Origin of the sequence: Caulobacter sp. RHG1, assembly GCF_013181195.1 — a bacterium.
Lineage (GTDB): Bacteria > Pseudomonadota > Alphaproteobacteria > Caulobacterales > Caulobacteraceae > Caulobacter.
Genome location: NZ_SMZP01000004.1, coordinates 399,070 through 422,114, shown reverse-complemented (window position 1 = coordinate 422,114; position 23,045 = coordinate 399,070). Strand labels below are relative to the sequence as shown.

37 protein-coding genes are annotated in these 23,045 nt (G+C 65.5%); 1 reads left to right on the top strand and 36 read right to left on the bottom strand.

The window, feature by feature from the left end:
- Window positions 1-66: 66 nt before the first annotated feature.
- Window positions 67-288: a hypothetical protein gene (locus tag E1H18_RS13320; protein ID WP_172269028.1), complete on the top strand. Its 222-nt coding sequence runs from the start codon at window positions 67-69 to the stop codon at window positions 286-288.
- Here E1H18_RS13320 and E1H18_RS13315 read toward each other — a convergent pair.
- The 36 genes from E1H18_RS13315 to E1H18_RS13135 all read right to left on the bottom strand — a co-directional run bounded on the left by E1H18_RS13315 (window position 285) and on the right by E1H18_RS13135 (window position 22,710).
- Window positions 285-452 carry a hypothetical protein gene (locus E1H18_RS13315; protein ID WP_172269025.1) on the bottom strand — a complete coding sequence of 56 codons (168 nt, stop codon included), beginning with the start codon at window positions 450-452 and terminating at the stop codon, window positions 285-287. The genes E1H18_RS13320 and E1H18_RS13315 overlap by 4 nt on opposite strands.
- A 50-nt stretch (window positions 453-502) precedes the next feature.
- Entirely contained in the window at window positions 503-856 is a 354-nt protein-coding gene (locus tag E1H18_RS13310) for a hypothetical protein (protein WP_172269022.1), read from the bottom strand.
- Window positions 857-1,131: 275 nt separating this feature from the next.
- Entirely contained in the window at window positions 1,132-1,416 is a 285-nt protein-coding gene (locus tag E1H18_RS13305; RefSeq protein WP_172269019.1) for a hypothetical protein, read from the bottom strand.
- 254 nt (window positions 1,417-1,670) lie between these two features.
- Window positions 1,671-1,841, bottom strand: a complete 171-nt coding sequence (locus E1H18_RS13300; RefSeq protein ID WP_172269016.1) for a hypothetical protein — start codon at window positions 1,839-1,841, stop codon at window positions 1,671-1,673.
- A gap of 209 nt (window positions 1,842-2,050) precedes the next feature.
- Window positions 2,051-2,482 (bottom strand): hypothetical protein, encoded by a 432-nt coding sequence (locus E1H18_RS13295; RefSeq protein WP_172269013.1) that lies wholly within the window; start codon window positions 2,480-2,482, stop codon window positions 2,051-2,053.
- Between the two features lie 22 nt (window positions 2,483-2,504).
- On the bottom strand, window positions 2,505-3,278 hold the full coding sequence (locus tag E1H18_RS13290; RefSeq protein WP_370526499.1) for an HNH endonuclease signature motif containing protein: 774 nt from the start codon (window positions 3,276-3,278) through the stop codon (window positions 2,505-2,507).
- 48 nt (window positions 3,279-3,326) lie between these two features.
- On the bottom strand, window positions 3,327-4,535 hold the full coding sequence (locus tag E1H18_RS13285) for a phage tail tube protein (protein ID WP_172269009.1): 1,209 nt from the start codon (window positions 4,533-4,535) through the stop codon (window positions 3,327-3,329).
- An 81-nt stretch (window positions 4,536-4,616) separates the two neighbouring features.
- Complete coding sequence (locus E1H18_RS13280) at window positions 4,617-5,045, bottom strand: phage tail terminator-like protein (protein WP_172269006.1); 429 nt, start codon at window positions 5,043-5,045, stop codon at window positions 4,617-4,619.
- Window positions 5,042-5,506, bottom strand: a complete 465-nt coding sequence (locus E1H18_RS13275; protein ID WP_172269004.1) for a hypothetical protein — start codon at window positions 5,504-5,506, stop codon at window positions 5,042-5,044. The genes E1H18_RS13280 and E1H18_RS13275 overlap by 4 nt, the downstream gene beginning before the upstream one ends.
- 2 nt (window positions 5,507-5,508) lie before the next feature.
- A complete protein-coding gene (locus E1H18_RS13270; protein WP_172269002.1) occupies window positions 5,509-5,913 on the bottom strand; it encodes a hypothetical protein in 405 nt (134 codons plus the stop codon).
- Window positions 5,913-6,398, bottom strand: a complete 486-nt coding sequence (locus E1H18_RS13265) for a DnaT-like ssDNA-binding protein (RefSeq protein WP_172269000.1) — start codon at window positions 6,396-6,398, stop codon at window positions 5,913-5,915. Before E1H18_RS13265 ends, E1H18_RS13270 begins: the two co-directional genes overlap by 1 nt.
- Window positions 6,399-6,407: 9 nt before the next feature.
- Window positions 6,408-6,665: a hypothetical protein gene (locus E1H18_RS13260; RefSeq protein WP_172268998.1), complete on the bottom strand. Its 258-nt coding sequence runs from the start codon at window positions 6,663-6,665 to the stop codon at window positions 6,408-6,410.
- 1 nt (window position 6,666) lies between these two features.
- Window positions 6,667-7,206, bottom strand: coding sequence for an HNH endonuclease (locus E1H18_RS27315; protein WP_172268996.1), 540 nt, complete (start codon window positions 7,204-7,206; stop codon window positions 6,667-6,669).
- 90 nt (window positions 7,207-7,296) lie between these two features.
- A complete protein-coding gene (locus tag E1H18_RS13250) occupies window positions 7,297-8,250 on the bottom strand; it encodes a DUF2184 domain-containing protein (RefSeq protein ID WP_172268994.1) in 954 nt (317 codons plus the stop codon).
- A 14-nt stretch (window positions 8,251-8,264) separates the two neighbouring features.
- Window positions 8,265-8,702 (bottom strand): capsid cement protein, encoded by a 438-nt coding sequence (locus E1H18_RS13245; protein ID WP_172268992.1) that lies wholly within the window; start codon window positions 8,700-8,702, stop codon window positions 8,265-8,267.
- 15 nt (window positions 8,703-8,717) lie between these two features.
- Entirely contained in the window at window positions 8,718-10,040 is a 1,323-nt protein-coding gene (locus E1H18_RS13240) for a DUF2213 domain-containing protein (RefSeq protein WP_172268990.1), read from the bottom strand.
- Window positions 10,041-10,054: 14 nt separating this feature from the next.
- Window positions 10,055-10,585 (bottom strand): hypothetical protein, encoded by a 531-nt coding sequence (locus tag E1H18_RS13235; protein ID WP_172268987.1) that lies wholly within the window; start codon window positions 10,583-10,585, stop codon window positions 10,055-10,057.
- Between the two features lie 82 nt (window positions 10,586-10,667).
- The gene (locus E1H18_RS13230; RefSeq protein ID WP_172268984.1) at window positions 10,668-12,551 is read right to left on the bottom strand and encodes an anti-CBASS protein Acb1 family protein; all 1,884 of its coding nucleotides are present in this window, start codon (window positions 12,549-12,551) and stop codon (window positions 10,668-10,670) included.
- On the bottom strand, window positions 12,551-13,798 hold the full coding sequence (locus tag E1H18_RS13225) for a phage terminase large subunit (RefSeq protein WP_172268981.1): 1,248 nt from the start codon (window positions 13,796-13,798) through the stop codon (window positions 12,551-12,553). Before E1H18_RS13225 ends, E1H18_RS13230 begins: the two co-directional genes overlap by 1 nt.
- Window positions 13,798-14,118: a hypothetical protein gene (locus tag E1H18_RS13220; protein ID WP_172268978.1), complete on the bottom strand. Its 321-nt coding sequence runs from the start codon at window positions 14,116-14,118 to the stop codon at window positions 13,798-13,800. Before E1H18_RS13220 ends, E1H18_RS13225 begins: the two co-directional genes overlap by 1 nt.
- A gap of 24 nt (window positions 14,119-14,142) precedes the next feature.
- Complete coding sequence (locus E1H18_RS13215; protein WP_172268975.1) at window positions 14,143-14,589, bottom strand: GIY-YIG nuclease family protein; 447 nt, start codon at window positions 14,587-14,589, stop codon at window positions 14,143-14,145.
- A gap of 200 nt (window positions 14,590-14,789) precedes the next feature.
- Window positions 14,790-14,930: a hypothetical protein gene (locus tag E1H18_RS13210; RefSeq protein WP_172268972.1), complete on the bottom strand. Its 141-nt coding sequence runs from the start codon at window positions 14,928-14,930 to the stop codon at window positions 14,790-14,792.
- 175 nt (window positions 14,931-15,105) lie between these two features.
- A complete protein-coding gene (locus tag E1H18_RS13205) occupies window positions 15,106-15,357 on the bottom strand; it encodes a hypothetical protein (protein ID WP_172268969.1) in 252 nt (83 codons plus the stop codon).
- Between the two features lie 308 nt (window positions 15,358-15,665).
- Window positions 15,666-16,328 (bottom strand): transcription termination/antitermination protein NusG, encoded by a 663-nt coding sequence (locus E1H18_RS13200; protein WP_172268966.1) that lies wholly within the window; start codon window positions 16,326-16,328, stop codon window positions 15,666-15,668.
- Window positions 16,329-16,352: 24 nt separating this feature from the next.
- Window positions 16,353-16,925 (bottom strand): hypothetical protein, encoded by a 573-nt coding sequence (locus E1H18_RS13195; protein WP_206679063.1) that lies wholly within the window; start codon window positions 16,923-16,925, stop codon window positions 16,353-16,355.
- Window positions 16,926-17,540: 615 nt separating this feature from the next.
- Window positions 17,541-18,368, bottom strand: a complete 828-nt coding sequence (locus E1H18_RS13185; RefSeq protein WP_172268957.1) for a hypothetical protein — start codon at window positions 18,366-18,368, stop codon at window positions 17,541-17,543.
- Complete coding sequence (locus E1H18_RS27310) at window positions 18,369-19,139, bottom strand: DNA methyltransferase (RefSeq protein ID WP_172268954.1); 771 nt, start codon at window positions 19,137-19,139, stop codon at window positions 18,369-18,371. It lies immediately after the preceding gene.
- A 17-nt stretch (window positions 19,140-19,156) separates the two neighbouring features.
- Window positions 19,157-19,468, bottom strand: coding sequence for a hypothetical protein (locus E1H18_RS13175; protein WP_172268951.1), 312 nt, complete (start codon window positions 19,466-19,468; stop codon window positions 19,157-19,159).
- Window positions 19,465-19,845, bottom strand: coding sequence for a hypothetical protein (locus tag E1H18_RS13170; protein ID WP_172268948.1), 381 nt, complete (start codon window positions 19,843-19,845; stop codon window positions 19,465-19,467). The genes E1H18_RS13175 and E1H18_RS13170 overlap by 4 nt, the downstream gene beginning before the upstream one ends.
- Complete coding sequence (locus E1H18_RS26495) at window positions 19,842-20,531, bottom strand: hypothetical protein (protein WP_206679062.1); 690 nt, start codon at window positions 20,529-20,531, stop codon at window positions 19,842-19,844. Before E1H18_RS26495 ends, E1H18_RS13170 begins: the two co-directional genes overlap by 4 nt.
- 2 nt (window positions 20,532-20,533) lie before the next feature.
- Window positions 20,534-20,821, bottom strand: a complete 288-nt coding sequence (locus E1H18_RS13160; protein ID WP_172268942.1) for a hypothetical protein — start codon at window positions 20,819-20,821, stop codon at window positions 20,534-20,536.
- Entirely contained in the window at window positions 20,822-21,427 is a 606-nt protein-coding gene (locus E1H18_RS27305; protein ID WP_370526498.1) for a GapR family DNA-binding domain-containing protein, read from the bottom strand.
- A gap of 2 nt (window positions 21,428-21,429) precedes the next feature.
- On the bottom strand, window positions 21,430-21,762 hold the full coding sequence (locus E1H18_RS13150; RefSeq protein WP_241735999.1) for a hypothetical protein: 333 nt from the start codon (window positions 21,760-21,762) through the stop codon (window positions 21,430-21,432).
- Between the two features lie 56 nt (window positions 21,763-21,818).
- Entirely contained in the window at window positions 21,819-21,956 is a 138-nt protein-coding gene (locus E1H18_RS13145) for a hypothetical protein (protein ID WP_172268940.1), read from the bottom strand.
- Window positions 21,953-22,252 (bottom strand): hypothetical protein, encoded by a 300-nt coding sequence (locus E1H18_RS13140; RefSeq protein ID WP_172268937.1) that lies wholly within the window; start codon window positions 22,250-22,252, stop codon window positions 21,953-21,955. Before E1H18_RS13140 ends, E1H18_RS13145 begins: the two co-directional genes overlap by 4 nt.
- On the bottom strand, window positions 22,249-22,710 hold the full coding sequence (locus E1H18_RS13135; RefSeq protein ID WP_172268934.1) for a hypothetical protein: 462 nt from the start codon (window positions 22,708-22,710) through the stop codon (window positions 22,249-22,251). Before E1H18_RS13135 ends, E1H18_RS13140 begins: the two co-directional genes overlap by 4 nt.
- Window positions 22,711-23,045: the final 335 nt, after the last annotated feature.

Sequence of the window (23,045 nt, the reverse complement as noted above, 5' to 3'; positions counted from 1 at the left end):
TTGATCTGTTCAGGGTGACGGCCTGCCGGATGCGCGCGAGAGTTGCGGCTTCAACGGGAGGGCGTGATGTCTACTGAGAAGGAACTTCTTGAGCTGGTCGTGACCGGTCAGGTCATCCAGCGCGCTAAAGAAATGCGCCTAGCTTACAAACAGCGGCGGAACCGAGACGTCGACACTGGCAAAGAGGTGCCGCCAGAGAAGTTGGACTCGGACTTTATAGAAGAGGCCGTCGCTGAGCTGCGAGAAAACCATCGGCTGGTTTCGGGCCAGCTGGACTGGAATACCTAGGCCGCCAACGCGCCGCAGTTTTCGACGAGGGACCGCAACTCGCGGCGAAGGGAGCGGATCTCCTTGAGAAGCTCCGCGAAGACGTCGTCGCCGGAGTCTTTGGCGCGATCTGCGCCTTGGTTGAGGAAAGCGGAGAACTCCTCGTCGGTGCCATAACCTGGCATTGAAACCTCCATGGATGGATGGGTGGGGCTCTGGATGTCCAGAGCCCCTGTTAGACTAGTGCGATTGCGGCGGCGCGTGCCTGACGGTCACGCTCAGCCCTGTCGCCGAGAACGTCGATCACGTAGGCGCGGCCTTCAGCCACTCGGTACGCATGCAGCTGGAAGCCGTTTGCCATCGTGATCGTCGTGATCTCGGATGGCTTCAGCCCGCAGGCCAACGCCATCTTGGCGACGCAGGCTCCATCCTCATGGATGAAGGCCATCGCCTGAATGAACTCGCGCTCGGACTTCCCGGCCTTGAACTTTGAGGACGCAGCGACTGGGAGCGCCGCTGCGCCCGCGACGATCGCCAGGCCTCCAAAGAGAGAGCGGCGTGTGGTAGAGGCGTGATCAGCCTGTGACATCGGAAAGCCCTTTCCGTGTTGTGGGTCAGGGCCGGTGCAAGAGGTGAGATGCTTGCTCCGGCCTGCATTTAGGGATATCCCTATTTCATGACCTCGTCAATACGGGATATCCCGAAATCAAGGGGCCGCCCTAGCTCAGGCGGCCGAAAGCCGGGCGTGCTTGTACGTTTGCCCGACGAAGAGCTGGCGGCAATCGATGCCTGGATCGAGGTCCAGGATGACAAACCATCCCGTCCAGAAGCTATCCGCCGTTTAGCGGCGAAGGGCCTTCTCGATTAGCTGCAATAGTCAGCCCAGCGTTTATCGAAGAACGCATCGCCCTTCGGATCTATCACGGCGCTGTTGTCAGTTCCTATGAACCGGGTGAAGCCGCTGTATCCTCCGAACCCGTTCTTGCCGTTGATCTCGCCGCAGACGAAAGCGCCACCCTGGCGGACATTACGGAATTGAGCCGATGCCGGATCACGAAGCTGATTAGCCGCCAGATTCTTGACTTTCTCGATCCGCCCACCGCACCCGGCAAGGCCCAGACAAAGCACCGCAACGATAACTGTCCGCATGACACCCTCCCGAAAACCCTGGACGCTATCTTGACCCAAGAGCCCATGGAAGATGACGACGGGTTTTCCGAGGGCGTGATGTACGCCTGCCCTGCGTGCGACCACCCTGACTGGCTCCATCCCGAGATGGTTGGCGGCGAGGACGACTCCCTATGGTGTGCCGAGTGTGCTCATGAGCTGGGCCCGTGGGGGCCACTCTATCGCCGCCTCTTCCCCGGCGCAGCCATGCTTGCCGAGACGCTGGCGAAGAAGTCCTAAGCCTCTTCCTGCGCCGACGCGTCGCCTTTCGACTTGCCCTTAGCCTTGGGCGCCATAGCGACCAGATATTCCGTATCGAGACCGAGGATGGCCCGGCGCTCCCAGGGCTCGAGTGTAACGCCCTCGTCCCTTTCCCACGCCTGGATTTCCTCGCGCGGCATGCGCATCGGCCCGAAGCCATTGCTGGGCCGGGTCTGGGTGATGTCCGCGAACCAGTTCCAGACATGAAGAGCGTGCGGCGATAGCGGAGGTGGATTGGCGAGCCGTTCCGACGCTGCCTCGTCACCGCCTCGCGCCAGGGCCTTCAGATGATCGCGCAGCGGCGCGCCGTCTTCCTGGCGCGCCGACAGTTCGAATTGCTCTCGTCCGAACGCGATCAGGCCGCGGACGAGAGACGCATAAAATTGCTCAGCGTGTTCGACGCCGCGGTGACCTGCTCGGCGATCTCGCTGTTGCGGCTGATGAGCCGGAAAGCGTTCTCGGCCGACCAGTCCTGTTTGATGCCGCGCCAGCCCACGAGGCGCACGGCGGTCAGGCGATGGCCAAAGGCGATGTCGTCCTCGATGGGAGTGAACTCGACGGCGCCGCCGACGGCGGTCGCCTGGGCCTGCTTCTTGCGGCGGTCGTTGACGAGGCGATTGACCTCGGCCTGGACCTTGTCGGACTGGCCGCCGAGGACCAGCAGAAAGACGCCGGAGCCGCTGCCGTCCTTGCGGATGTACTCGACTTCGAACGGGGTCTCGCCGGCGGTGACTGCGTCAAGGTCGCTCAGGTCCACCAGGGTCGGCGTGTCGGTGATCTCTTTCATGGGGATGTCCTCTTGGACGCCGCTAAGCGACGTGCTTCCAGATTTTTTGGGTCTTGATGGCGCTGATCACGCCCTGCCGGACGCCGTAGTCAGAGGCGATATCCTTCTGACGTCGGCCGTCTCCGCGAATGGCGCGCACATCGTCGGGGGTAAGTTTTGAGTGCGGATAGCGCTGCCCCCGAGCCTCGCGCTCTATGCGACGCTCAAGCACTTCACGATCAGATGCGTTCAGCGGCAGATGCCGCCACTCCTCGAACCTTTTGATCAGACTGACCTGGGCCTTGCTGATCCCGTACGCCGCCGCAATCGTCTCGTGAGCGCGCACGTCAGATCGGATCTCAAGCACCTGCTCATCCCGGAGTACGGCCGCGCTATGGTCTTGGCCGAACTCGTGCCGGCGCTTAGCGACCTTGTCAGCGGTGTTGTCTGCGTCAGTGCCTAGAAACAGGTGGCCGGGCTCTATGCAGGCCGGATTGTCGCACCGATGACACACGATCAGCCCATCAGGGATCGGCCCGTGGGCGATTCCGAATGCCACTCGGTGAGCCAAATAGCCTTTGTTCTCGATACTGATGCGGCCATAGCCAGCCCGGTTTCGATTTCCGCCCCACTCTAAGCACCCAGAGACTGGATTGCGCGTCGAGAGAGCGGCAAGCCGCTCAGTCGGGGAGCCTGCCTTGTAGCGAGGCTCGCTGATGCCGACGCCTCGCCGAAGTTGATTATAGTGAAGCTGGCACAGGCCCCGGGCCAAGTGCGGCCGATCGCACGACGAACACTTTCTATCGTTCGAATTCACGGCGTCATCCAGCCAAGGTTATACTTGGCTGGATCATACCCACTTCTGCTACGCCATGGAATCTTGAAGACTGACGATGGTCTGGTGGTTCGCCAGCGCCGCGCCGCCTGTCGCCGGGATCTGGGCGGTGCCGTTGTAGGTGCCGATGATTTCCTTCTCGCCATCATCGGTGTCGTCGGTGAAGAGCTTCACGGCCGGCAGGACGATGGTCACGAACTCGGCGTTGGCGGTGCCGTCGACGGGGATCGGGATGGCGATGGCCACGATGTTCTGGTTCTCGCGGATCTGCGCGAGCGTCAGGCTGCCGAACTTGGCGGTGATCGAGACCGTGACGCCAATGCGGCCGAGCTGATGCCCGGAACGCGCCTGACTGCCGACTTCGGCCTCGCCCGGCCCGACATTGCCCGTGATGTTGATCGTGCCGCTGGTGATGGGCGTGATGGTGTTGCCGACGATCACCTTGGCGACAGCATCCGACAGGACGGCGGTCGTAGTGGCCGCCGTCGGCGCGGTTAGAATCTCGGCGGTGCCCAGCGTGCGGGACAGGCCCACGAGATCGAACGAGACGGTAGGGTTGCCGGTGGCCGGGATGGTGATCTGGGCCGCGCCCACCTTCACATCCGGGTAGACCTTCGACGACGGGACGTCAGGGCTCCAGTCCTCCCAGGTGAAGAACGTGTCAGTGTGGCCGCTGGTCGGAACCCAGATCTTCTTGCCCGGCACGGTCAGGCCGGCGGCGGCGATCGGCCCTTCCGGCACCAGGGCCGCGCCGTTCAGCGGGATCACCGTCAGCGCCAGCGCCGTGACGGCAGTCACCAGCAAGTTCTTGTCCTTGTTCGCGGCGTTGAAGGCCGCGGTCGGCAAACGGACGAGATCGAACTGCTTCACGCCGTCGGTCAGGAAGCTGCCGGCCGCGCGACTGATGGTCCAGGCCTGGCCCGCAGCAGCGATGGTGATCGACATGCCAGCGAGCGCCGCCGTGGCGGCAGCGTCCTTGCGCAGCAGGTTCTCGAACTCGGGGACGTAGGTGGCCGGCGACAGCAGGCCGTCCAGCTTGCCCGAGGTGCTGTAGGTACCCTCGGTCTGGCCCGTTGATTGCTGGTGGTCGACGATCTCGTTGTTCTCGTAGGTGTCCGACGCCTTGCCCATCGTGAAGCTGGTGCGGCGGATGAGCTGGCTACCGGCGGTGACCGGCGTGCCTTGGATGGCTTGCTTGACGCGCTTGATCTTGCGCTTGACGCCCTGAGCGTTGGCCATGGTGACCTCCTAGGTCTGAGTGCGGGACATGCGGGAGCGCCGGCGCATGTCCGGCGGGGTCTGGCGGCCTGGGGTGGCCGATCAGTTCGGGAGTTCGGCGTTGAACGGGACGCGGACGGTCAGCACGTAGCGACCGTCGGTGTCGTTGGAGCCGGGCAGAATGCGGGGCGTGAGCCCGATATTGGTGGTGATGCCATCAGCCTCGAAACTGGCCTCGGCTTTAAACAGCGAGCGGATCGCGCGGGCGCAAGCCCAAGCAGCCCCCTTACCCTTGGCGCCGGGGAACCGCAGGATCACCTGCATGTATCCGGTCTGCAGGAAGGTGGAGCCGCCCTTCTCGGCGTTGTCCGGCGTCGCCAGGACGTGGATCACCTCTTGATAGGCGACGGTCACGGCCGGCGGCGTGAAGCTGACGTTCTCCAGTGCGGTCAGCATGGCGGGGTCTATGGACTTCAGCGCCGCTTCCAGCGCCTTCGCCATCGAGACCTCGGGGGCGACGGGATCGCTCATAGCTCTCGCACTCCCCGCCCACCCTGGCTCTGCGCCTGAGCCTTCGCCGCCGAGACGATGCGGTTGAACTCCATCGAGACAGGCCCGATGACGCCGCCGCGGGCCTCGATGGCCCAGGCCTCTTTCTCAATGCGCCAGGCGTACGGCGCGGCGTTGCTGAACACGAAGCGGTGGCCGAAGGGATCGGCCGGTAGCTTGTCGAGGCCGGACACGAAGAACGACGAGGTGCGGTTCGGGTCGAATGTGGCGTCGACGCCATCGAGGGTGAGCCGCCAGTTCGATTTGAAGGCGCCGGGCTTGTAGTCGGCCGGCGGCTGGCGCTGCCAGGTCTCGGGCCGCCCGACCGGCGAAGTCTCGATTGTCTCGTCGCCGACCATTTCGACCACGATCTCGACCGTCCGGCGCGCGGTGGCGAGGAAGTCGTCGCAGCCGCGGGCGACACTATCGGCGAACCCGGCCATCGTTAGGCGCGAAGCTGCAGGGTGACGGCGATAAGCAGCCCAGACGGGCGCTTGGGATCGGGCGGCAGGACCGTCTTCACCAAGCCGTTGGCAAGCGTCAGGGTCGCCAGGGCCGGGAACGGTTCGGGGATCTGAACATCGGCGCCATCGACCGTCACAGGCGACAGGGCGAACTCGCTATCGCCCCTCATGATGAGAGTGCCGTCGACCCGGTCCAGGGCGATGCTCTTCTCCAGGCCACTGCACTGCTGCACGACCGTCGCGTCCGGGCCCGTGGTCTGGGTCTCATCATCATAGGCGCCAGGGATGACGTAGGTCAGCGTCACGCGCTGGCCCTTCCCTCCCTGGTCCAGCGGGGCAAGCTGGCGGATCGCCAGGGCCCGGCCGCGGTCGTAGATCGTGCTCATCAGACGACCAGAACGTCGGGAAAGTCGGGCTGGCCCAGGAACGGCTTCAGCAGCGCATCCGCCATCGGAACCGTGACCTCGCCTCCGGCGCTGACGGCGGCCGGCGCGGCGAAGTATTCGGTTTCTTCCTCGACGACACCTTCGACGCGCTCTTTCTTTCGCTTCACCTGCGCGTCCAGCGAGCCCTTGGCCGTAAAGGCGTCCGGGTTGTGGGCGACGAAGTAAGCCGCCGCGTAGCTGGCGTGTTCGATCTTCACCGGAATGACGTCGCTAGGGATCGGCTGACCGTAGGCCTCGGCACCGGTGCGCGGCCATGCGCGCTCCTGGGCCAAGCCGCCGGTTGGAACGCCGGGGAAGTCTTGGGAGTCGACGTATCCACTCCCCTGCTCGCGCAGAGCGGCGGACGACGGCGCGCCATCGGGCCGGGTGAGGCCGTTGGCCTCTTCCCATGCCTCGAATTTCTGATCGTCACCGTAGCCCGCCATGACGCGCTCCTACTGGCCAGCCTTGGCGGCGGCTTCGGCCTTGGCCTTGCGTTCGGCTTCAGCCTTGGCGGCAACCTCAGCCTCGGTCGCGCTGTCCACGTCCGCCTTGGCGGTCCTGCCAACGCGGAACCAGTCTTCCGACAGGCTCTTCAGTTCGGCGTCGCTGACCTTCAGGTCGTCGCGGCTCTGGCCGGGCTGGAGGAAGACGACGCCATCCTCGGTGTTCACGCCCCGCGGGCCGGGGCTGATGTTGGTGATCTTGGGCATGTCAGTTCTCCGTGCTGATCGCCGCGAAGTCGCCAAAGTAGCGACGCTCAGCAGCGCGGCGGGCTGCGACGGCGTCGGCGAGTTTTTCGAAGTTGCCGAGCAGGATGACTTGGCCACCGACCTTGATGCGGGCGTGCCATTTGGCGGTGTCTCGGCGAAAGCTGACGCCCTTGTGGCCCGACTTGTTGTCGGACCGCAGCCCGGCGTTCATGTTGTTCTGGGACCGGGTCGCGAGGCGAAGGTTGCGCCATGCGTTGTCCGATCGGATCCTATTCTCGTGCTCGACGTCCAGGTCGCTTGGTGGCCATTCGCCGGTCATGATGAGCCAGGCAAGATGCTGCGCCCGGTAGTGCGCGCCCCAAAGGCCGATCTGGACATATCCGTCGGCGTTGATCGCTCCAGCGACCGCACCCGCCTCAACGTGACCCCCATATGCGCGGCGCTTCACCCGCCACCGGAAACCCCCGGTCTCGGGGTCGTAGTCGAGAACGCGAAGGACTTCCTCGCGCGTGAAATCGCGCCTAACACGACGTTCAGCCACTTCGAACTCCTGGGTTCGTGGCGGTCAGAGGTGCCGGGGCGTTGGAGCGCCCCGGCACTTCACATTATAGCAGCAAGTCGCTGTTTTGGCTTAGATATTGTCCAAATAGCGGACGGCCTTGGGGCGACGGATGTCCGTGCCGCCCAGGCGGAAGATGCCGGGCACCTCGAACAGGATCGGCCCCATCTGCCACGCCTGCAGGAAGCGGAACGGCATCGGCATGTGCATCTTCAGCACCTCGGGCGAGCGCCGATAGGCGACCATCCGCTTGCTGGCGCCGGTGCCGGCGGTGTCCAGCTTGTCGACCAGGCCCTTGATGGTCAGGGGCTTACCGGTCGTCAGGGTGTAGATGTTCTTTTCCTTGATCCATTCCAGGATCGTGGTCTGGTTCGTCGTGTCGATCCGGCGGGTCGAGAGATCCAGCAGGATCGAGTACGGGAACACCACCGTGTCGGCCAGTTCGGTGTTCTTCGTGTCCGTGCCGATGCCGGTCAGCTGGCTGTTCACGTCGCGCAGGACTTGGTCCGGCGTCTTCGAGGCGAACGTGCGCGCCGAGCCGGCGCCGTCGGCCGGGGCCTGGGTGGCGGTGACCTGGGCGTTGTTGATCAGGCCGGTGATACCCTTGCCCGTGTCGCCCGCGAAGGCGACGCCGTCGATGAACTCCTCGGCCACGCGGCGCGAAGCCACGCCCTTATCGGCGTTGAGGTTCATGCCCAGCAGTTGGGCGGTGCCCAGTTCTTCCAGATCGTAGCGATAGCCGATGGCGGCCATGTTGACGTTGGTCTGGAACTTCTCGCGCAGCAGCTCGACGTTCGGGACGTCTTGAGCCTTGCCCGAGAACCAGGCGGCCTGGCCGACCGCGTCCGACGAGTAGTAGGTCACCGAGGCGATCCAGTCGGGCGCCGAAGTGTCGACGGGGATCAGCTCGGCGTACTGGATGTCGCCGTACTTGGTCGCATAAACCGTCGGCTCGATGAGCGAGGTCTGACTGACCAGGAAGTTCAGCGCCCGCTGCGGGGCGTCGTGGGTGTAGATGCCTTGCATTTCTGGCGCTCCGGTTAGCCGAGACGCAGCACAGCGAGGGCAGCACCGGAGGTGCTGGTATCCCACTGGGCGCCGGCGATGAGGGTGTTGCTGGTCGCGACGTTCGTCAGAACGCCGCTGGCCGGCACGTAGTAGACGGGGTCACCGACGGCGACCGCGACCGAGGCGGTAACCACGACGGGCCCCTTCTTGATCACGGCGACGGTGTCGTATTGGCTGTACTTGTCACCGTCCTTGGTCGGGTCGAGCACGGCGATGCCGACGAACTTCACGGTCGCTTCGGAGTCGACGACCTGGTTGTCGGCCGTGCCCTGAACGCAGACCTTGCCGAAGCCGATACCTTCGACGTCTTCAGCCAGACGGCTGACCACGACGCAGGGCTCGGAATTGGGGATCATCCCCTCGACCCACTTGGCGTGGGTCATGCTGTAGGTGGTTTGAACCGCGGGCATGGTGCTGGCCCTCCCTTACTGCTGGGTCTGCCAGGCCGACGTCATGCCGTCGGTCATGGCCTTGTAGGCGGCGTCAACAGCGCCCGGGTTGCCCGGCGCGGTCGGCGGGCGGCGGTCGCTCATGGCGTCGCGGAACGGGTCGGCCCCGCCGGCGCCGGCCACGTCCTCGGCCAGGATGTCGAAGCGGGCGTTGACGTAGTCGGCCGACTTGTCCTTGACCGCGGCGTCGCCGATCTTCGCGCGCACGACGGCGGCGCGGATCTCGTTGTCGCTCAGGCCGTCGGTCTTCACGTCCTTGGCGATGGCGGTGGCCGTGGTGACCAGGGCGGCGCGGGCGGCGACGCGCTTGTCGAGATCGGCGTCCGTGAGCTGCTTGCCCTTCAGGTCGTCGATCTCGGCGTCCTTCTTGGCCAGGTCGGTGTCCTTGGCCGCGATAGATGCGGATGCGGTGTCCAATAGTCCGCGAAGCTTGTTGATCGCGGCTTCGCCCGCGTCCGTGGTTTCGACCGGGAGGCCGTCCACGATGATGGTCTTCAAAGCCATGTCTTGGCCTCCTTGAGTGCGGCGCTTTTCAATTGGGGCTGCGTCCATTTTCCCCATGCCGCCGGTCGATGACTCGCCGGTCAAGGCCTCAAGGGCTCTGACCATCATGTCCATCATCGCCTGTTGCGACCTCTCTCCGGCCTTGCCCGTTGTTGGGGCGGCGCCGCTCATGTGCTTCTCGTGGAGTGCTATGGCCGCTCTCAGCTGGCTTTTCGCTTCTGCGATGTCCGGCCCTGCATCCTGGATGGGGCTGATGCCCCAGGTCGCCGCACCGTCACCGATGCGGACTTCTGAGCCCGCGCGACCGCGGGCTACGATGGCGATGTGATCGGCGACGATCTGCGTCTGCCGAGCCTGATAGGGGGTGCCGTCCGGGGCGACGCCGTCTTCCCAGACGAGGGCCGTCTCGTAGCCGACGGAGAGTTCGCGCTTGCCGTCGCGGATGGCCTTCACTGCGGCGGCGTCGGTGATCTTCAGGCCGATCTTGAGGTACTCGCCCTCGCGAAGCACCTCATCGCCCGTCGTGCCGACCGCATAGCGTTTCCAGTTGTCGGCCGTGACCTTCTCGCTCGGATGGTCGTTGGTCACCGGGATTTTCGAGAACGTCTCCAGCGAGGACTTGGCGAACACCTCGGCTTCGTCCCGATAGACGTTCACCACGCCCAGGTCGGGCCGGCCGAGTTCGCTCCCAAGGTACTGCTGGATGCCAACCCGCGCGGTGCGGGCGTTGGCTTCGAGGTAGCCGGTATCGGTCACTCGGGCGTCGCCGAGCGTCACGCTGTCGGTGATGTTCATGGTCGCTCCCGAGGCTAGGAGCGGCGGTTGTTCGCCTGCTCTTTGGCCGTCGCCCAGCGGCAGTTGCCAGGCTCGTAGTCACCGTTGGGGTCGATGCGGTCCAGGGTCATTCCCACCGGACGCGCCCCCATGTCCGCAAGGAAGTTCTCGAAGCTTTCCAGCCAGCGCTCACACACCGCAATCCCGCGGCCGCCGTAGTATTCGAAGTTGTCCGCGTGCGGGTTCAGGCAGCGGTTTCGCATGTTCGCGTACGACTGATACTCGCGGCTAACCCGGCCCCCGGCGGCGTGGCCATGCCGCTCCAGGACGGCCGCCGCGAGACCCGCAACCCGCTCTCGCCCCAGACAACCGCAACTCAGTGAGCGGCCGGCTTGCAAGGCGTCGATGCGGGTCTCGATGTAGCCCCCGCAATCACACCCGCAGGCGGCGAAGCGTCGAATGCGTCCGCCGACTATCCGGGGCTCAGCTTCGCCGAGCACTGAGAGCCGGCCGAACCGGGTTTCTCCGCGCAGGAGTTCTGCTATTGGCTTTGCAGCCGGGCCCATGGGTCGCTCCATGTGGTCAGGTCAGGGCCGATGCGGTGTTACCAGCACCAAATCGGCCCGTTTTTATAGCGCAGCTCGCTCCCTAGGTCTCGTTCAAGTTCTCGGCCCAGCACTCGTCGATCTCCTCAAAGACCTCAGGGCCGAAAACGAGCTTGCCGCGGTAGGGCTCGACCTGGCTCAGATCGACGTCGCCCACCTCGTAAGTGATGGTGACGTGCGGCTGATACTCGGGGTGATCCCAAGACGCCCCGGCCTCGCGCATGCCCATGTGTCGCCATGCCAACTCGGACGAGTTGAACAGCAGGACGACCGCGCCCTCATCGCCAAGCGGCTCCACAAGGCGGGCGCCGCCGGCAGGAACGGTCAGCTTGCCATCCTCGCCGCCCCACGACTGCCCCATTGCCATCCAGTCCACGGCTTCGCGGCTGTACGTGATGGTCACATGCAGGTCGTCGGCCTTCAGCGTCTTGGCGAAGCCCTGCTCTTTGGCCCACTTCAGGAACTCGCGACCGTTGATCAGCTTGCGGCTGACATAGAGCGGGCGCGGCTTGGCGTCGTTGGCGGCGCGGCGGGTAGGTTGCCCTTCCTCGCCCTCTTCCCCGCTTTCCGGCTGCTCGGTGTTTTCGTTGGCGGACTCGGTCTCGGGCTGATCGGCAAGCGTGCCATGCTCCTCGATCGCCGCTTCCAGGCCTGGCAGCGACCCGTCCTCAGTAAAGGTGTTGACCAAGGCGTCGGACAGAGCGTTGACCGGCAACAGCGGGCCGCCCTTGGCGCCGGCCAGGGCGCGGGCGCCGTCCGCCTTCATCTTGAAGACCTCGGCCTGCTCCTTCTCGGTCAGACCCCAGAGCGGGGCCCACTCGTAGTAGATGGCCGCCGGCCGCGACCCGAGGGCCGAGCGAAGGATCACCTCATCAAGGCGGTTCAGCGCGGGCGACAACTCTGTGCCCTGGCGGGCGGTGCAGTTGTCGTAGTGATTGCGCATGTCGCTGTCGCCGGTGGCGTTCAGGCCCTTCGGGCTCTGGCTCAGCATGCGGGTAGCGGGGATGTCCGCCGCGGCCGACGCGATCGATAGATAGGACTGCAGCAGCTCCGGCAGTTGGGCGAAGCTGATCTGCTTCTGCTCCCACTTCTCGCCGCCCGCGTCCTTGCCCGCGCCGCCGGTGCCATCGAGGAGCACGGCGTTGAGCATGCTCTTCATGGTGTTGGCGTAGGTGAAGCGGGCCGTCAGCTTCGCGCGCCCCGCCTCGGTCTTCGTAAACTCGCCCAGGCCCGGCATATGGATGATGTCGACCTTGGCCTCGGGGATCAGCGCCGCGATGTGGCCCTGAGCGGACCCGGCGTTGCGGACGGCGTCATAGACCGCTTGCAGGACGCTATCGCCCCACGGGTCATTCCCGACCGAACGCCGATCCAGAACCGGCGCGCCGACGAACCGGACGACGCGCGAAGGGTGGATCTGGACTGGCGCCCCGTTGGCGCCGGCGACCTCGTAGTAGGACGGCTGGCCGTAGAACTCGCTGGTGACGTCGGTGACCGTTTCGCCGCAGGTCACCTCGTAGCGGCTCAGGACGTGGAGATAGGCCAGGTCACCCCTGCCGATGCTGCGGGGGTCCAGCGGCTCAGACAGGTCCACAGTGCCCTTGATACCGATGTAGATCACCGAGCCGCCATGCAGGCGCGCCATCTTGAGCGCCAGGTTGACCTTGACCTGCAGGTTGATCAGCGGAGCCTTCTCGACGGCCTCGATCTTCTCGATCTGGGGCTGCTTGGCCTGCCAGTTCCGCCACTCCCGGGTCATGTCGTTCGGGATGATGTCGATGACCTTCTGGGCGAGCCAGTCGCCGCGGTGCATCGCGTTCAGTTCGTCCGGGCCCAGCGGCTGGAAGTAGTAGGAGGCGCTGGCGCCCTTATCCTTGCTGGTGCCCAGGCCCGTGACCAACGAGCGGAGGCTGTCGAGAGAGATCATCAGTCAACCGCCTCCATCATGCTGTAGCGGTAGCCAGGGTCGATCTTCAGTTCGAAGACAGCCCAGACCGCGGCGTCCATCCGATTAGGGCTTTCCTCGCCCTGGTAGCCGGCTGGCGTGGTCATGAGCATTTCCGCCTCCATCAGAGGGAATTGCTCGAGGTGGGCGACGCGCCCCTGATCGTAGAGGCCGGCGACAGGCTCGGCGCGAACGTGCTTGCCGCGGCTGGCGTGGACCATGACAATCCGAATTGTGACGCCGGCCGCCCTCAAGGTGCTCTCGACCATGTCGCCGCCGAAGTTCTTCTCGACCACGATGCAGTCAGCACCCCATCGCTCGGCGCATTTGGCAGCAGCAGTCGCCCATGCCATTGGGCTTTTGGCCGGACAGGTCGCGTCTTCAAGGATGATCGCGCCATCGCCGAACTCGGCCGCGGCCACGATGCCGACTTCGTCACGACCGCCCGATGGGTCGACGCCGACCACGACACGGCCCCATCCGCCCTCAGCGTTGCGGCCAGCACGCCACGCGGCGTCCAGGCCCTCCCGATTGAAGATCGCGCCTTCGACCGACGGACGGTAAGCCCCCATCCAGATCCAAAGCGCCCGCAGCCGGTCCTTCTTGAAGTCCAGCTCCATCTGTTCGCGGAGCGCTTCGGGGAAGTGTGGGTTCTGGTCGTAGTTGATCTTGCGCAGGATGGCCTTGCGGGGCTTCACCGCGCCGCGGAAGAACTGGTCGATGGCGTCGCTGGCGAGCGAGGGGTTCCAGATCGCCCACAGCTCGGAAACCTTGGTCCGCAGAACGGTCGGGATGAGGACGTCGAGCGAGGCCTGGCGCACCTCCTGCGCCTCTTCCAGGATCGTCAGACCTGCGCCTTCTAGCGACTTGATCCCCTCGGGCTTCCCGCCCTTCCAGAGACCGATGAACATGATCTTCTGGCCGCCGCGGCCAACGAAGGTCCCGTCTACCTCGCGGAAGTAACCGCCAGGCTCGGTTGGCGAAGCGAGCAGCCCGTAAAACTTGAGCCGGCTGCGCACCAGCTCCAGGGACGACTCCTTGAGGTTCGCCATGATCTCCCGGAGGAAGACCACGCGAAGGCCGGGCGTGATGAGCGCGATGTAGATCGCGGCGTTGACCACTTCCCAGGACTTGGCCGAACCCCGACCGCCGAAGGCTCCCCGGAAACGATACCAGCCCAGCGGCTTCTCGGTCAGGAACCGGAAAGCCGGGATCGGCTCATACCGCATCAGCTCGTCTCGTAGTCCTCATCGGAGGACCCAGCTGGCGCCGGTTGGCCGTTCGTCACGTAGGTGATCGACACGGGGCCAAGGCCATTGGCATCGACATCCAGCGACTGCTTCGGCTTGCCATGGGCGCGATCGAGTATGGCGTTCGCCGCCGCGACCTGCGCCGCCGCCGGGGCGGTGGAGTCGCCCATCACACGGACCAGGACCTTCAAGGCGGCGTCGCTGTACTCGCCAGCGGCTTCCTTGATATCTGCCGTCGCCTTATTCGCCGCGCCCTTGGGCCGGCCAGCGCCAGAGCGCTTTCCGCCTCGTACGGGCATGGTTTGATTTCCTTTGATTGTTTTTCAAGCGGCCTTGGCCTGGAGCCTGACGAGACCGGATGTGATGCGCACCCAGAGCGCCATTCGCTCCCGGTCCGCCCCCTCTTTCCACATCGCACAGAGCGGCTTGATCTCGTGGCGGCTGGCGCGGGTCGAGGCGGCCACGACCTCCGTGGGAGAGCGACAACCCTGGCTGATGTTCGTTAGTGTCGGGGCTGAGGCCTTGATCAGGGCGCGCTCTAGGGCAAACGCCTCGGTCTCGGTCAGCCCTTCCCTCTCGATATCCACGACGACCGTCAGGCCAGCGCGGCGAATTTCACCGAGGCGCTCGGCCTTGAGGCCGTTCAGTTCGCGACCGGACAGTTCGGCGCGGGCGTGACGCCAGGCGCGGCGGCCTTTGCCCTTCCCGATGTAGAACGCCTCGCCGTTCCGAGGATCGATGAGGCGGTAGACGTAGAAGCCTTCGGGCATGTGTCCCTCCGGCGGTCTGAGGCCTGGGCCTCGCTCGTCTGATCCACGCCAGCCTTTGCCGCGGCGCCGTACATGGGTGGATCAGGTGAAGGTTAGGCGGTCAGTAGCCGCGGACGGCGCGCCGGCAGGCCCGATACATCAGGACCAAGGCAACCAGGATGGCGGTGACGCCGCCAGTGATGAATCCCAGGGCGAACATCCTAGAGCTTGAAGCGCCGCGCCTTCGGGCGGGCGCCGTCTTCGATCTCTTGGCGAGCGGCTACGATCTTGGCGCCGGCGTCGGCATGGCGGGCTAGGACGTCACGGCAGGCGTTCAGCAGGTCACGGAAGAAGCGGATCATCAGCGGAGGCCTGCCAGATGGTTCAGCAGCAGCAAGGCCGCCGCGATCGTCACGACCGACGCGATGTGGACCGGAGAGCGCTTGAACATGACAGTCTCCTGTTGGTATCCCCGCCCCTTCCGGTTCAGCAGGAGGGGGCTATCTCAGGCCTGGGGCCGGGAGAGGCGGGAAAGGCTTAACCGGCCACCGGTTCGGGGACGGGCGTGAAATCGAGGTAGTAGGACTTGCCAAGGTCGAAGCGCTCGATGGCGGCCGGGTTGGTGACCGTCATCTCCAGTTTTCCGTTCGGCGTCCACTTCGACCAGGCAGCGTTATCGGTGCCGTCGCCATAGACCGGCGCCATGACGATGGTGGCGCAAACGGTGTCGGGCTGGTGGGTCACGACGTGCTTGATCTCAGTCACGTAGAATTTGGCTCGGACGTTCATGCGTCTCTTCCTTCTGATTGGCCTGGAAACCGCCAGGCTCGGATAAGCAGCCGCGCCGCCGGTGGCGTCCCCGAAGGTCCGCGCTTGGATGTTAACCGGCGACGGGCTGGGCCGGCAGCACGCTACCGGCGGGTATGGTGATGATTTCTAGGCAACCTTGCGACTCGGCCATAATGCCGATGGTCCTGAAGCCAGCGCCGGAAATCCACCGCTACTAGACTGGCCTTCCGCCCCCTGCGGTCGGGGCGGCGAACGCCATATATGTGCCTTGGTTCGCTGGCGGGCGCAATATGTGGTTTGGCATCCACCTAAGCGGCTGATGAGACGCGTGACCGCTCCGCCACATCGTCGACCGTGGCCGGTGCGATGTCGCCCACCGGCATCTCCGCCGGCCCCGTGCGGCCGAAGATAGAAACCTCGACCGAAACCCGTCGCTCGTCGGCCGACATCGCAATCACCTGGGCGAGGAAGCCTGAGAATGGCCCCCTGGTGATCAGCACCCGATCGCTTTTGCTCGGACGGTAGCGCTTGGCGATCGGAGTGAAGTCGAAGTCGCCATCGGCCTGCTCCTTCATCAGCCCCTCAATGAGGCTGGAAGCGATCGGATACGGGATCAGGCGACCATCGTTTCGGCGATATTCCAAGACGGCGTGAATGAACTCGACCCCGTCGATTTTCGCCTCGACGTCGCGGACGCACTGTTTCACGGCCTCCGCTGATGGGGCCTTCACGAACAGATATCCGGGCATCAGGGGGCGCTCGACGATCTCGTACTCCTTCCCATCCTTGGGGCGGCGGAGCAGCGAGCGGCGCTTTTCGACCGGAAGGTAGATCTCGGCCTCACACGTCACGCCGCCCTCGATCAGGACCTCGGTGAAGTGCTCGCGCAGCTTCTCGACGGCGGCCTTCTCCTGGCGCGTCGCGGTGCGGAGGCAGTACCAGCGGCGGGTGTCGGTGATGGTGGTGGTCATGAGGTCTTCCCCGATTGCTGGTGGTTAGGGCTGGCGCGCGGCGGGCGCGCCGGGGCCGATCTTGAACTTGGACATGAGCGCGGCGACCTCTGCTCTTCGCTGCGCCGTCTCGGCCGGCGTGAACGGCTTCATCGGCGCGGACTGGGCGACGCGCTTGGCGCGGGAGAGAGCCTTCAGGATCGGTATGGCTCTCGACGTGGCCAAGGCCTTCAGAGGGCCGGGCTTGGGGAAGAACTCCGCGCCAGGCTGGCCTGCGTAATCGTTCACGGCCTGCTCAAGGGCTTCGTACGGAAGGCCGGCAAGCTGCTCGCGGTAGATCTTCCAGAACGCGGGCGAGCGCGCCGCCTCCCCCACGCCGTAGACGAGGACGAGGGGCTGGAGCAGCGCTCGGACGGCATCAGCTCCGCACGGCGCCGCCACGGCGGCCAGGCGCGGCACGCTGACCTTGGCCTCGGCATGAAGGGCCGGAACCTTGCAGATCGCCTCGACCTCCAGCTCGGCCGGCGCTTCACTTGAAAGCAGCGTCCATAGCTCCGTCGATAGCCTGCAGTCGGTCAACGAAGGCGGCTTTCCGCCGGTCGTGGTGAGGTCGTTCATGGGCGTGGTCCACTTGGACGGGTTCGAGGGGGCGGTTTCGATTGGCGTGGGCCCTGGCGATGGCCGGGGTGAAGTAGGTCCAGGTCTTCACCGGATCGGCCCTGGCGCGAGCGGCGTGGGCCTCGATCGCCGGGAAGACGTCCAGCAGCCAGGAGAACCCTTGCTGTCGCCACCGGGAGATCTCGCCCAGGCTGGTGATCAGCCCAGGCTCCCGGGCTAGGTCGAGGTTGCGGTTGATGAGCTGCAGGTCGCCAGCGTGGTCGCGGGCCGTGCCTTTCGGCCAGTCGTCGACGACCGCCTCACGCTCACGCGTAGTAGCACCACCACGGGTATGGGTGGGTGGTTGGGGGGTCTGGGGGGAAGGAGGGAGGGAAAGGGTTTCGGCGTCACCGCGACCGTCACCGACGTCACTTTCGGCGTCACAATGCGTCACATCCGGCGTCACATGTGACGCGGCAGCGTCACGAGCGCGCTTCCGGGCCATTCGCTCGGCCGAACCGCCTCGGGCGCGAGCGGGCGCAGCCGCCTGGGCCGCCTCGATCGCTTCAACAGCTATCGCGATGGCCTCAGGTGGCGCGCCAACAGCGGCCATACGACGAATGAGGTCGGAAATGCTCAAGCGGCCTCGCCCGTGATCTTGGACTCTGCGGTGAAGCAGGTGGGACCGCAGGAAATTTTCGGCTCGTCTTCAAAACGGCCGCGTGCAGGATCGAGGGTGTCGAGGAAAACCTGGCCGTCGGCCTTTGTTCTGATAGCTGAACGACCGATCGAGCGCTCGACCAGGGCGGCCTCGGCGAAGACCTCCGGGAAGTCCCGGCGGATCTTGTTCCAGTATCCCATCCCGCCTTTCCAGCAGCCCACGCAGTTGTTGTTGCCGAAGCCGAGCCGGTACATCGCCGGGATCTCAATGCCGGCTCGCTCCACCATCGCCAGGCAGTCAGCCTTCCCGAGCCCTTCATCTAAAAGGGGCGTGACCAGCATGATTTCGGGATGATGGAGGCGGAAGTCTCGCGCCCGGTTCTGCGAGACCTCTTCGTCAGCGTCGAAGCCGAATACCTGGATGTCGTCGAACGATTGGAAGGCCTCGCGAACGGCGCGCTTTAGGATGGCGCTGCATTTCGCGCCGTCCGGCCCGTTGATGTAGCGCTCCCCAACAGCGACTTCGAAATGGTCGTCGTAGCGGTGCGAGCGAATGTCGAGGATCGGCTTACCGAACCAAGCCGAGCAATCTGCTGCAAAGCGATCATTGTCCGCGTGCTCACGCCCCAGGCGGATGCGGACGACCTCAACCCGATCTCCCCAACGAGCGATGGCGAGTTTAGTCGCGATGGCCGACGTGGCACCGCACGAGAACCAGGCCACCACGCGCTGGCCGTGATCGTTCAATCGTCGCGGCTGTGGCGATAGGTCGAAGAGTGCGGGCTGTTCTGGAGCTTTAGCCATCTACGCCGCCTCTCCTGGCCTATCAGCAAACATGGAGGGCTGGACAGGCTCAGCGGCAGGCGCGTCGAACATGCCCGGCGCCGCGGCGACGGCCTTGGCCAGGCGCCTGCAAGCGACCTCGAACCATTGCTCGGTCAACTCGATGCCGACGAACTTCCGGCCGGCGCGGATCGCCGCAACGCCCGTTGTGCCCGACCCCATGAACGGGTCTAGGACCACCTCGCCCGGCTTAGTCGAGTTCTCGATGTAGAACTGACAAAGGCTGACTGGCTTCTCGGTCGGGTGTGCGCTCTCGTCACGCTGGAATATTGAGACCAGGGCCTTCGACGACGGATCATTGATCCTGAACGCCTTGCCCTTGCGCATGAAGAGTACGAATTCGCAGGTCTGTTGGTACCAGCGGTTCGGCATGGCCGTGCGCTTGTCCCAAGTCAGCAGGCGATGGAACTGCAGGCCTGCCGCCTCCGCGGCGCTTTGGGCGACGGCCAAGTTCCGATCGTTGGTGAAGATGTAGGCGTGCGCGTCCGGGCGCAGGGCGGCCGGCAGAAGGGGCAACCAGTCGGACCAGTCGAGGTCGCAAGCGACAATCTCGCCGCTGTTGTTGTAGGCGTCGCGCATCCAGCCGGAAAACCCAGCCTTGTCGATCGCCTCCAGCGAGCCACCGCCGGACGTGACGAGGTACGGCGGATCCATCAGGCCGCAATCAGCCGGCGCCAGCGTCGGCAGAATGTCGCGCGCATCGCCCATGTAGAGCGTGGCGTCGCCGATCACTTCCTTTCGTATAAAGCTCAAGCCGCCACCCGCGCCGCAGAACGCGCCGCCTCGATCTGGAAGGCGTCATAAGCGACCCTGGCCAACTCCTCATCGGACCAGCGCTCCATCTCGGCGCGCGACGGGCCCTCGACCAGCCGAAGGGTCCCGTGCTGGCGCGGATGCCAATCGACCCGCCCTTCCTTGCGAAGCAGGTTGAGCAGCCGGCTGACCCCGCCCTTGGAGACCATGCCGATGCGCTCGCACAGGCGGTCATAGGTGATCGGCTCTTCGGCGGCGTTCATGTCGCGGATGGCCTGGATCAGTTGTTGCTGGCGACGGGTGCTCATTGGGGCTGCGCCTCCAGCGTGGCCCGGCCGTCCTCAGTGAGGCGGAAGGTGGAGTTGTTGCCCCTGCCCCCCTTCTCGACGAAGCCGGCGCTCATGGCGGCCTTGGCACGGCGATCGGAGGCGTCGCGGCTGGTGCCCAGGGCGGTGCGAAGGTCGGTGCCGTTTAGCGGTTGGGCGGCCAGGGCGCGCAGGACGGCAAGAACCGACGGCACGATCGTCGGCTCGTCCTCAGCGATGATGCCAAGGCGGATGCGGGCGGCGCGGTCTTGCTCCAACCGGTCGCCGGTGGGGTCGCCCATCAAGGACCCCGTCAGCACACGGCTTGGGGTGGTGCGGTCGCGATCGGTTCGACGCGCGGTGTAGCCGGCCACGATCATTGGACGCCTCGCGCGGCCAGCTTCTCGATCAGGCGCTTGGCGTTTTGGCCCACGGCCTCGGCCTGGGTCGCGTGCTCGACGTACTTCTCCGCCATTTCAGCGGTTCGGGCGACGATGCGCTTAAGCTCGGCGAGATCTTGGGTGTCGGCTTCACAGCGCTCGGGACCGAAGGACCGCTCTCGCTCCTCCGAGATCCAGGCGCGCGGCAGGTCCAATCGTTCGGCCACCGTGCGGTCAGTCTCGGCTCCACGGTATCGCCCAGCCTCGTCGTCATAGACGAGGTCCAGGGCATTCTGGATCGCGCGGCGGTCCTTCGGCGTGGGCTGGCGAGGAGGATCGGCGGAGACGCCAGCGGCAACGCCGGGCGCCGCCTGGGCGGTGCTGACCATGATGGGTTCTTTCGGTTGGACGGGCGCCGGCGGCGGCGTTGCCGGACGCGGAGAAGGTTTGATGTAGCCAGCGACGCACTTCGGGCATTCGTCAGCGCTGCGGCGCGGGCCAATGCGCCAGCCATCGCGGCGGAAGGCGCGTGACGCGTCCGAAACCGAGCGCGGCTTGTCGCTGTGGTCGGCGATCTTCGCCGTGGTCGGGCAATTGCAGCACCGGATCAGCAACGAGCCGAAGTAGCCGCGACGCTGGGGGCACCAATCGTTGACGTGCTGGAAGTTCTTACCGCCGCCGGACATCGTCAGTCCTTCAGCGCCGGCATGGGCTTGCCGGTGGCCTGCGCCAGGCCGCGCAAGGTAGCGACGCGCAGCTCCTTGCGCGCCCGGACCGCTCCGGGGTCGCTGCCGGCGGCGTGGGCGCGCAGGCGTTCGAAAGGCTCGACCTGGGCCGGCGGCGCGGCGGGCTTGGTCAGGTCCACCGTCATCCAGCGCCAGGGATGGCGAAGGACTTCGCCGACCCCCTTGAGCCAGGACGAGAAGGCCGCGCCGTCATGGCCGACGGTGGCCTGGGAGGTGACGGCGCGAGGCATCTACGCGGCCTCCGCCTGGACCAGGATCTCGCGCTTGCCGGCTCGATCGGGCGGACCAACCACGCCGGTCTCCTCCATCAAGCTCATGAGGTTGGAAGCCGTATCGAAGTTGAGCTGCAGCTTGCGCTGGAGGTAGGAGATCGACGCCTTGCGATCGCGTTTCACGATGGCGACAGCCTGTTCGTAGAGGGCCTGCCCCGTCGACTTCCCGTCGAGCGTGGCCATGGCAACCGCCATCTGGTCGGGCGTCGCCGCGACCGCGCTGCCATCGCCCATCGTCAGGGTGACGGTCGCGATGCCGCCGTTTCCGTCCTTCGGCTCGGCAGCCTCGAACAGGGGCAATCCGTCAAGGGCGGACTCGTAAAGGTCGATCATCGCCTCTTGCTCTTGGAGCTTGGCGCGTTCGATCTTCCGGCGGGCGATGACCTTCTTGATGGTCTTGGTGCAATAGCCATTACCTTTCGCCTCCAGCAGGACTTCCTTCTCCTGCTCGGCGATCTCGGCCTTCTCGACAGCCAGTCGCTCCAGCCGCTCGACGATCGACTTCAGTTGGCTCTGGGCATTGCTGCCCAAGACATCGCTATGCGGGACGGCGTCGTCAGCCATGATCAGCGAGCCCCCGTTTGGGTGGCGCGCGACGGCGCAGTGGCCAGCGCGTAGACCACGCGGCACTCGCCTTCGACCGTGGTGTAGCGACCGTTCGCAGCGTCGACGAAGCTGACCCGGCCGCCGTCGTCGTAGAGCACCTTGCCCGTTGACGAGCCATCGAACATCACCGTGCCGTAGCCGAAGCAGGTGATCTGGGCGGGCTTGTCGCTGTAGAGCGCGTCACGCTCGGCTTGATAGGTATCGGTGTTGTAGACGCCGCCGCAGCCAGCCAAAGCGATCACGGCGACAGTAGCGGTCAGGCCCAACAGGCCCTTGATGGTCTTGGTCTTCATGAGAGAAGCCCCTCTCCTTGTGCGCCGGACGGTGGCCCCGACGCTTGGCCAGGCCGTCAGGACCCGCAGGACCGGACGGCGAAAACGATGAGGGTGATGAGCCCGGCCCAGATCAGCAGCTCGGCGGCGATTGCGATGGCGACCGGAGTGGGTCGGCCATGCCTGGGCGCGGTCGGTGTGGTGATGACACTCATGCGGCGACGGGCTCCCGAGGAGCGTCGGTCGGGACCTTCAGAAGGTCAGCGAATGCGTCAGGCTTCGGTCGGTAGACCGGTTTGAAGAGACACGGGCACCAGCCCCAGCCGGGCTCGATCGGCACGCCCTCGACCAAGACGACGTCAGTGTCGTTGCCGCATTGATCGCAGGGACCGCAGCCGTCCGGCCGGAAGCAGTCCTCAACCACGTAGACCCGCCCGGCGTGAATGAGCACGCCTTCAACGGCGTCGTCGCGCAGGGCCTCGACGAAGTCGCCCTTCCCTATCGCGGTCATTGGGACACCGCCTTCGGGAACGGAACGATGGCGGCGCGGGCGCGGCCGATGACTTCGGCGGCCTCGTCAAGCTCGCGGACCGCGTCGCGCTCTGCGTTCGGATCTGGGTTGTCGCTGGCGTGCAGCACGGCGCACACGGCCTCGCCCGTCTCCTTCACCAACTCGCCGACGATCTGGCGAAGCTGGTCACGGTTGCCGACCGGCGCCTGAAGAAGGTCGAGCTGATGTCCGTAGGCGGCCTGGATCGGCGCATAGTCGCCCTTCGTCGCGGCGCGATACCCAGCGTCCAGCGCCAGGGCCTGCGAAAGCTTTGGCTCGCGCGGGTCTTCCGGGTCCGACCAGTAGGCGATGCTACGGACGGTCAGGCCGACGACGGCGGCGGTTTCTTCCCAGCCGACGGTCTTGGCGATCTCGGTGATTGCGTCGGCGACGGAAAGCGGTTCGCGGATCTTCGTCATCTAGGCGAGCCTGTTCATTTCGCAGGTGCGTTGGAACGCGACCCCGGATTGGGTTTCGCCCATAACTTCGCTCGACCGGCAGGCGGGCCGGCGGCGGGGAGCGTCATGAGCGCGTGGGAGCGAGTGGTGGTCTGCCTGGTCGGCGCGGCCGAGCAGGAGCGATTGGCCGAGGAAGCGGCGGCGCGCGCCTACGCCTATCGAGCCATGGCTCGGCGTATTGCAGCGAATGAAGTGGGTGAACGGCCGGGCCTGGTGGGGTCGGGCCCAGCCGTTCGTCGCCGGCGCGTGGGAGGAGGACGCGCAAGCGAAGGGGGTGTGACGTGAGGGTTGGCGCG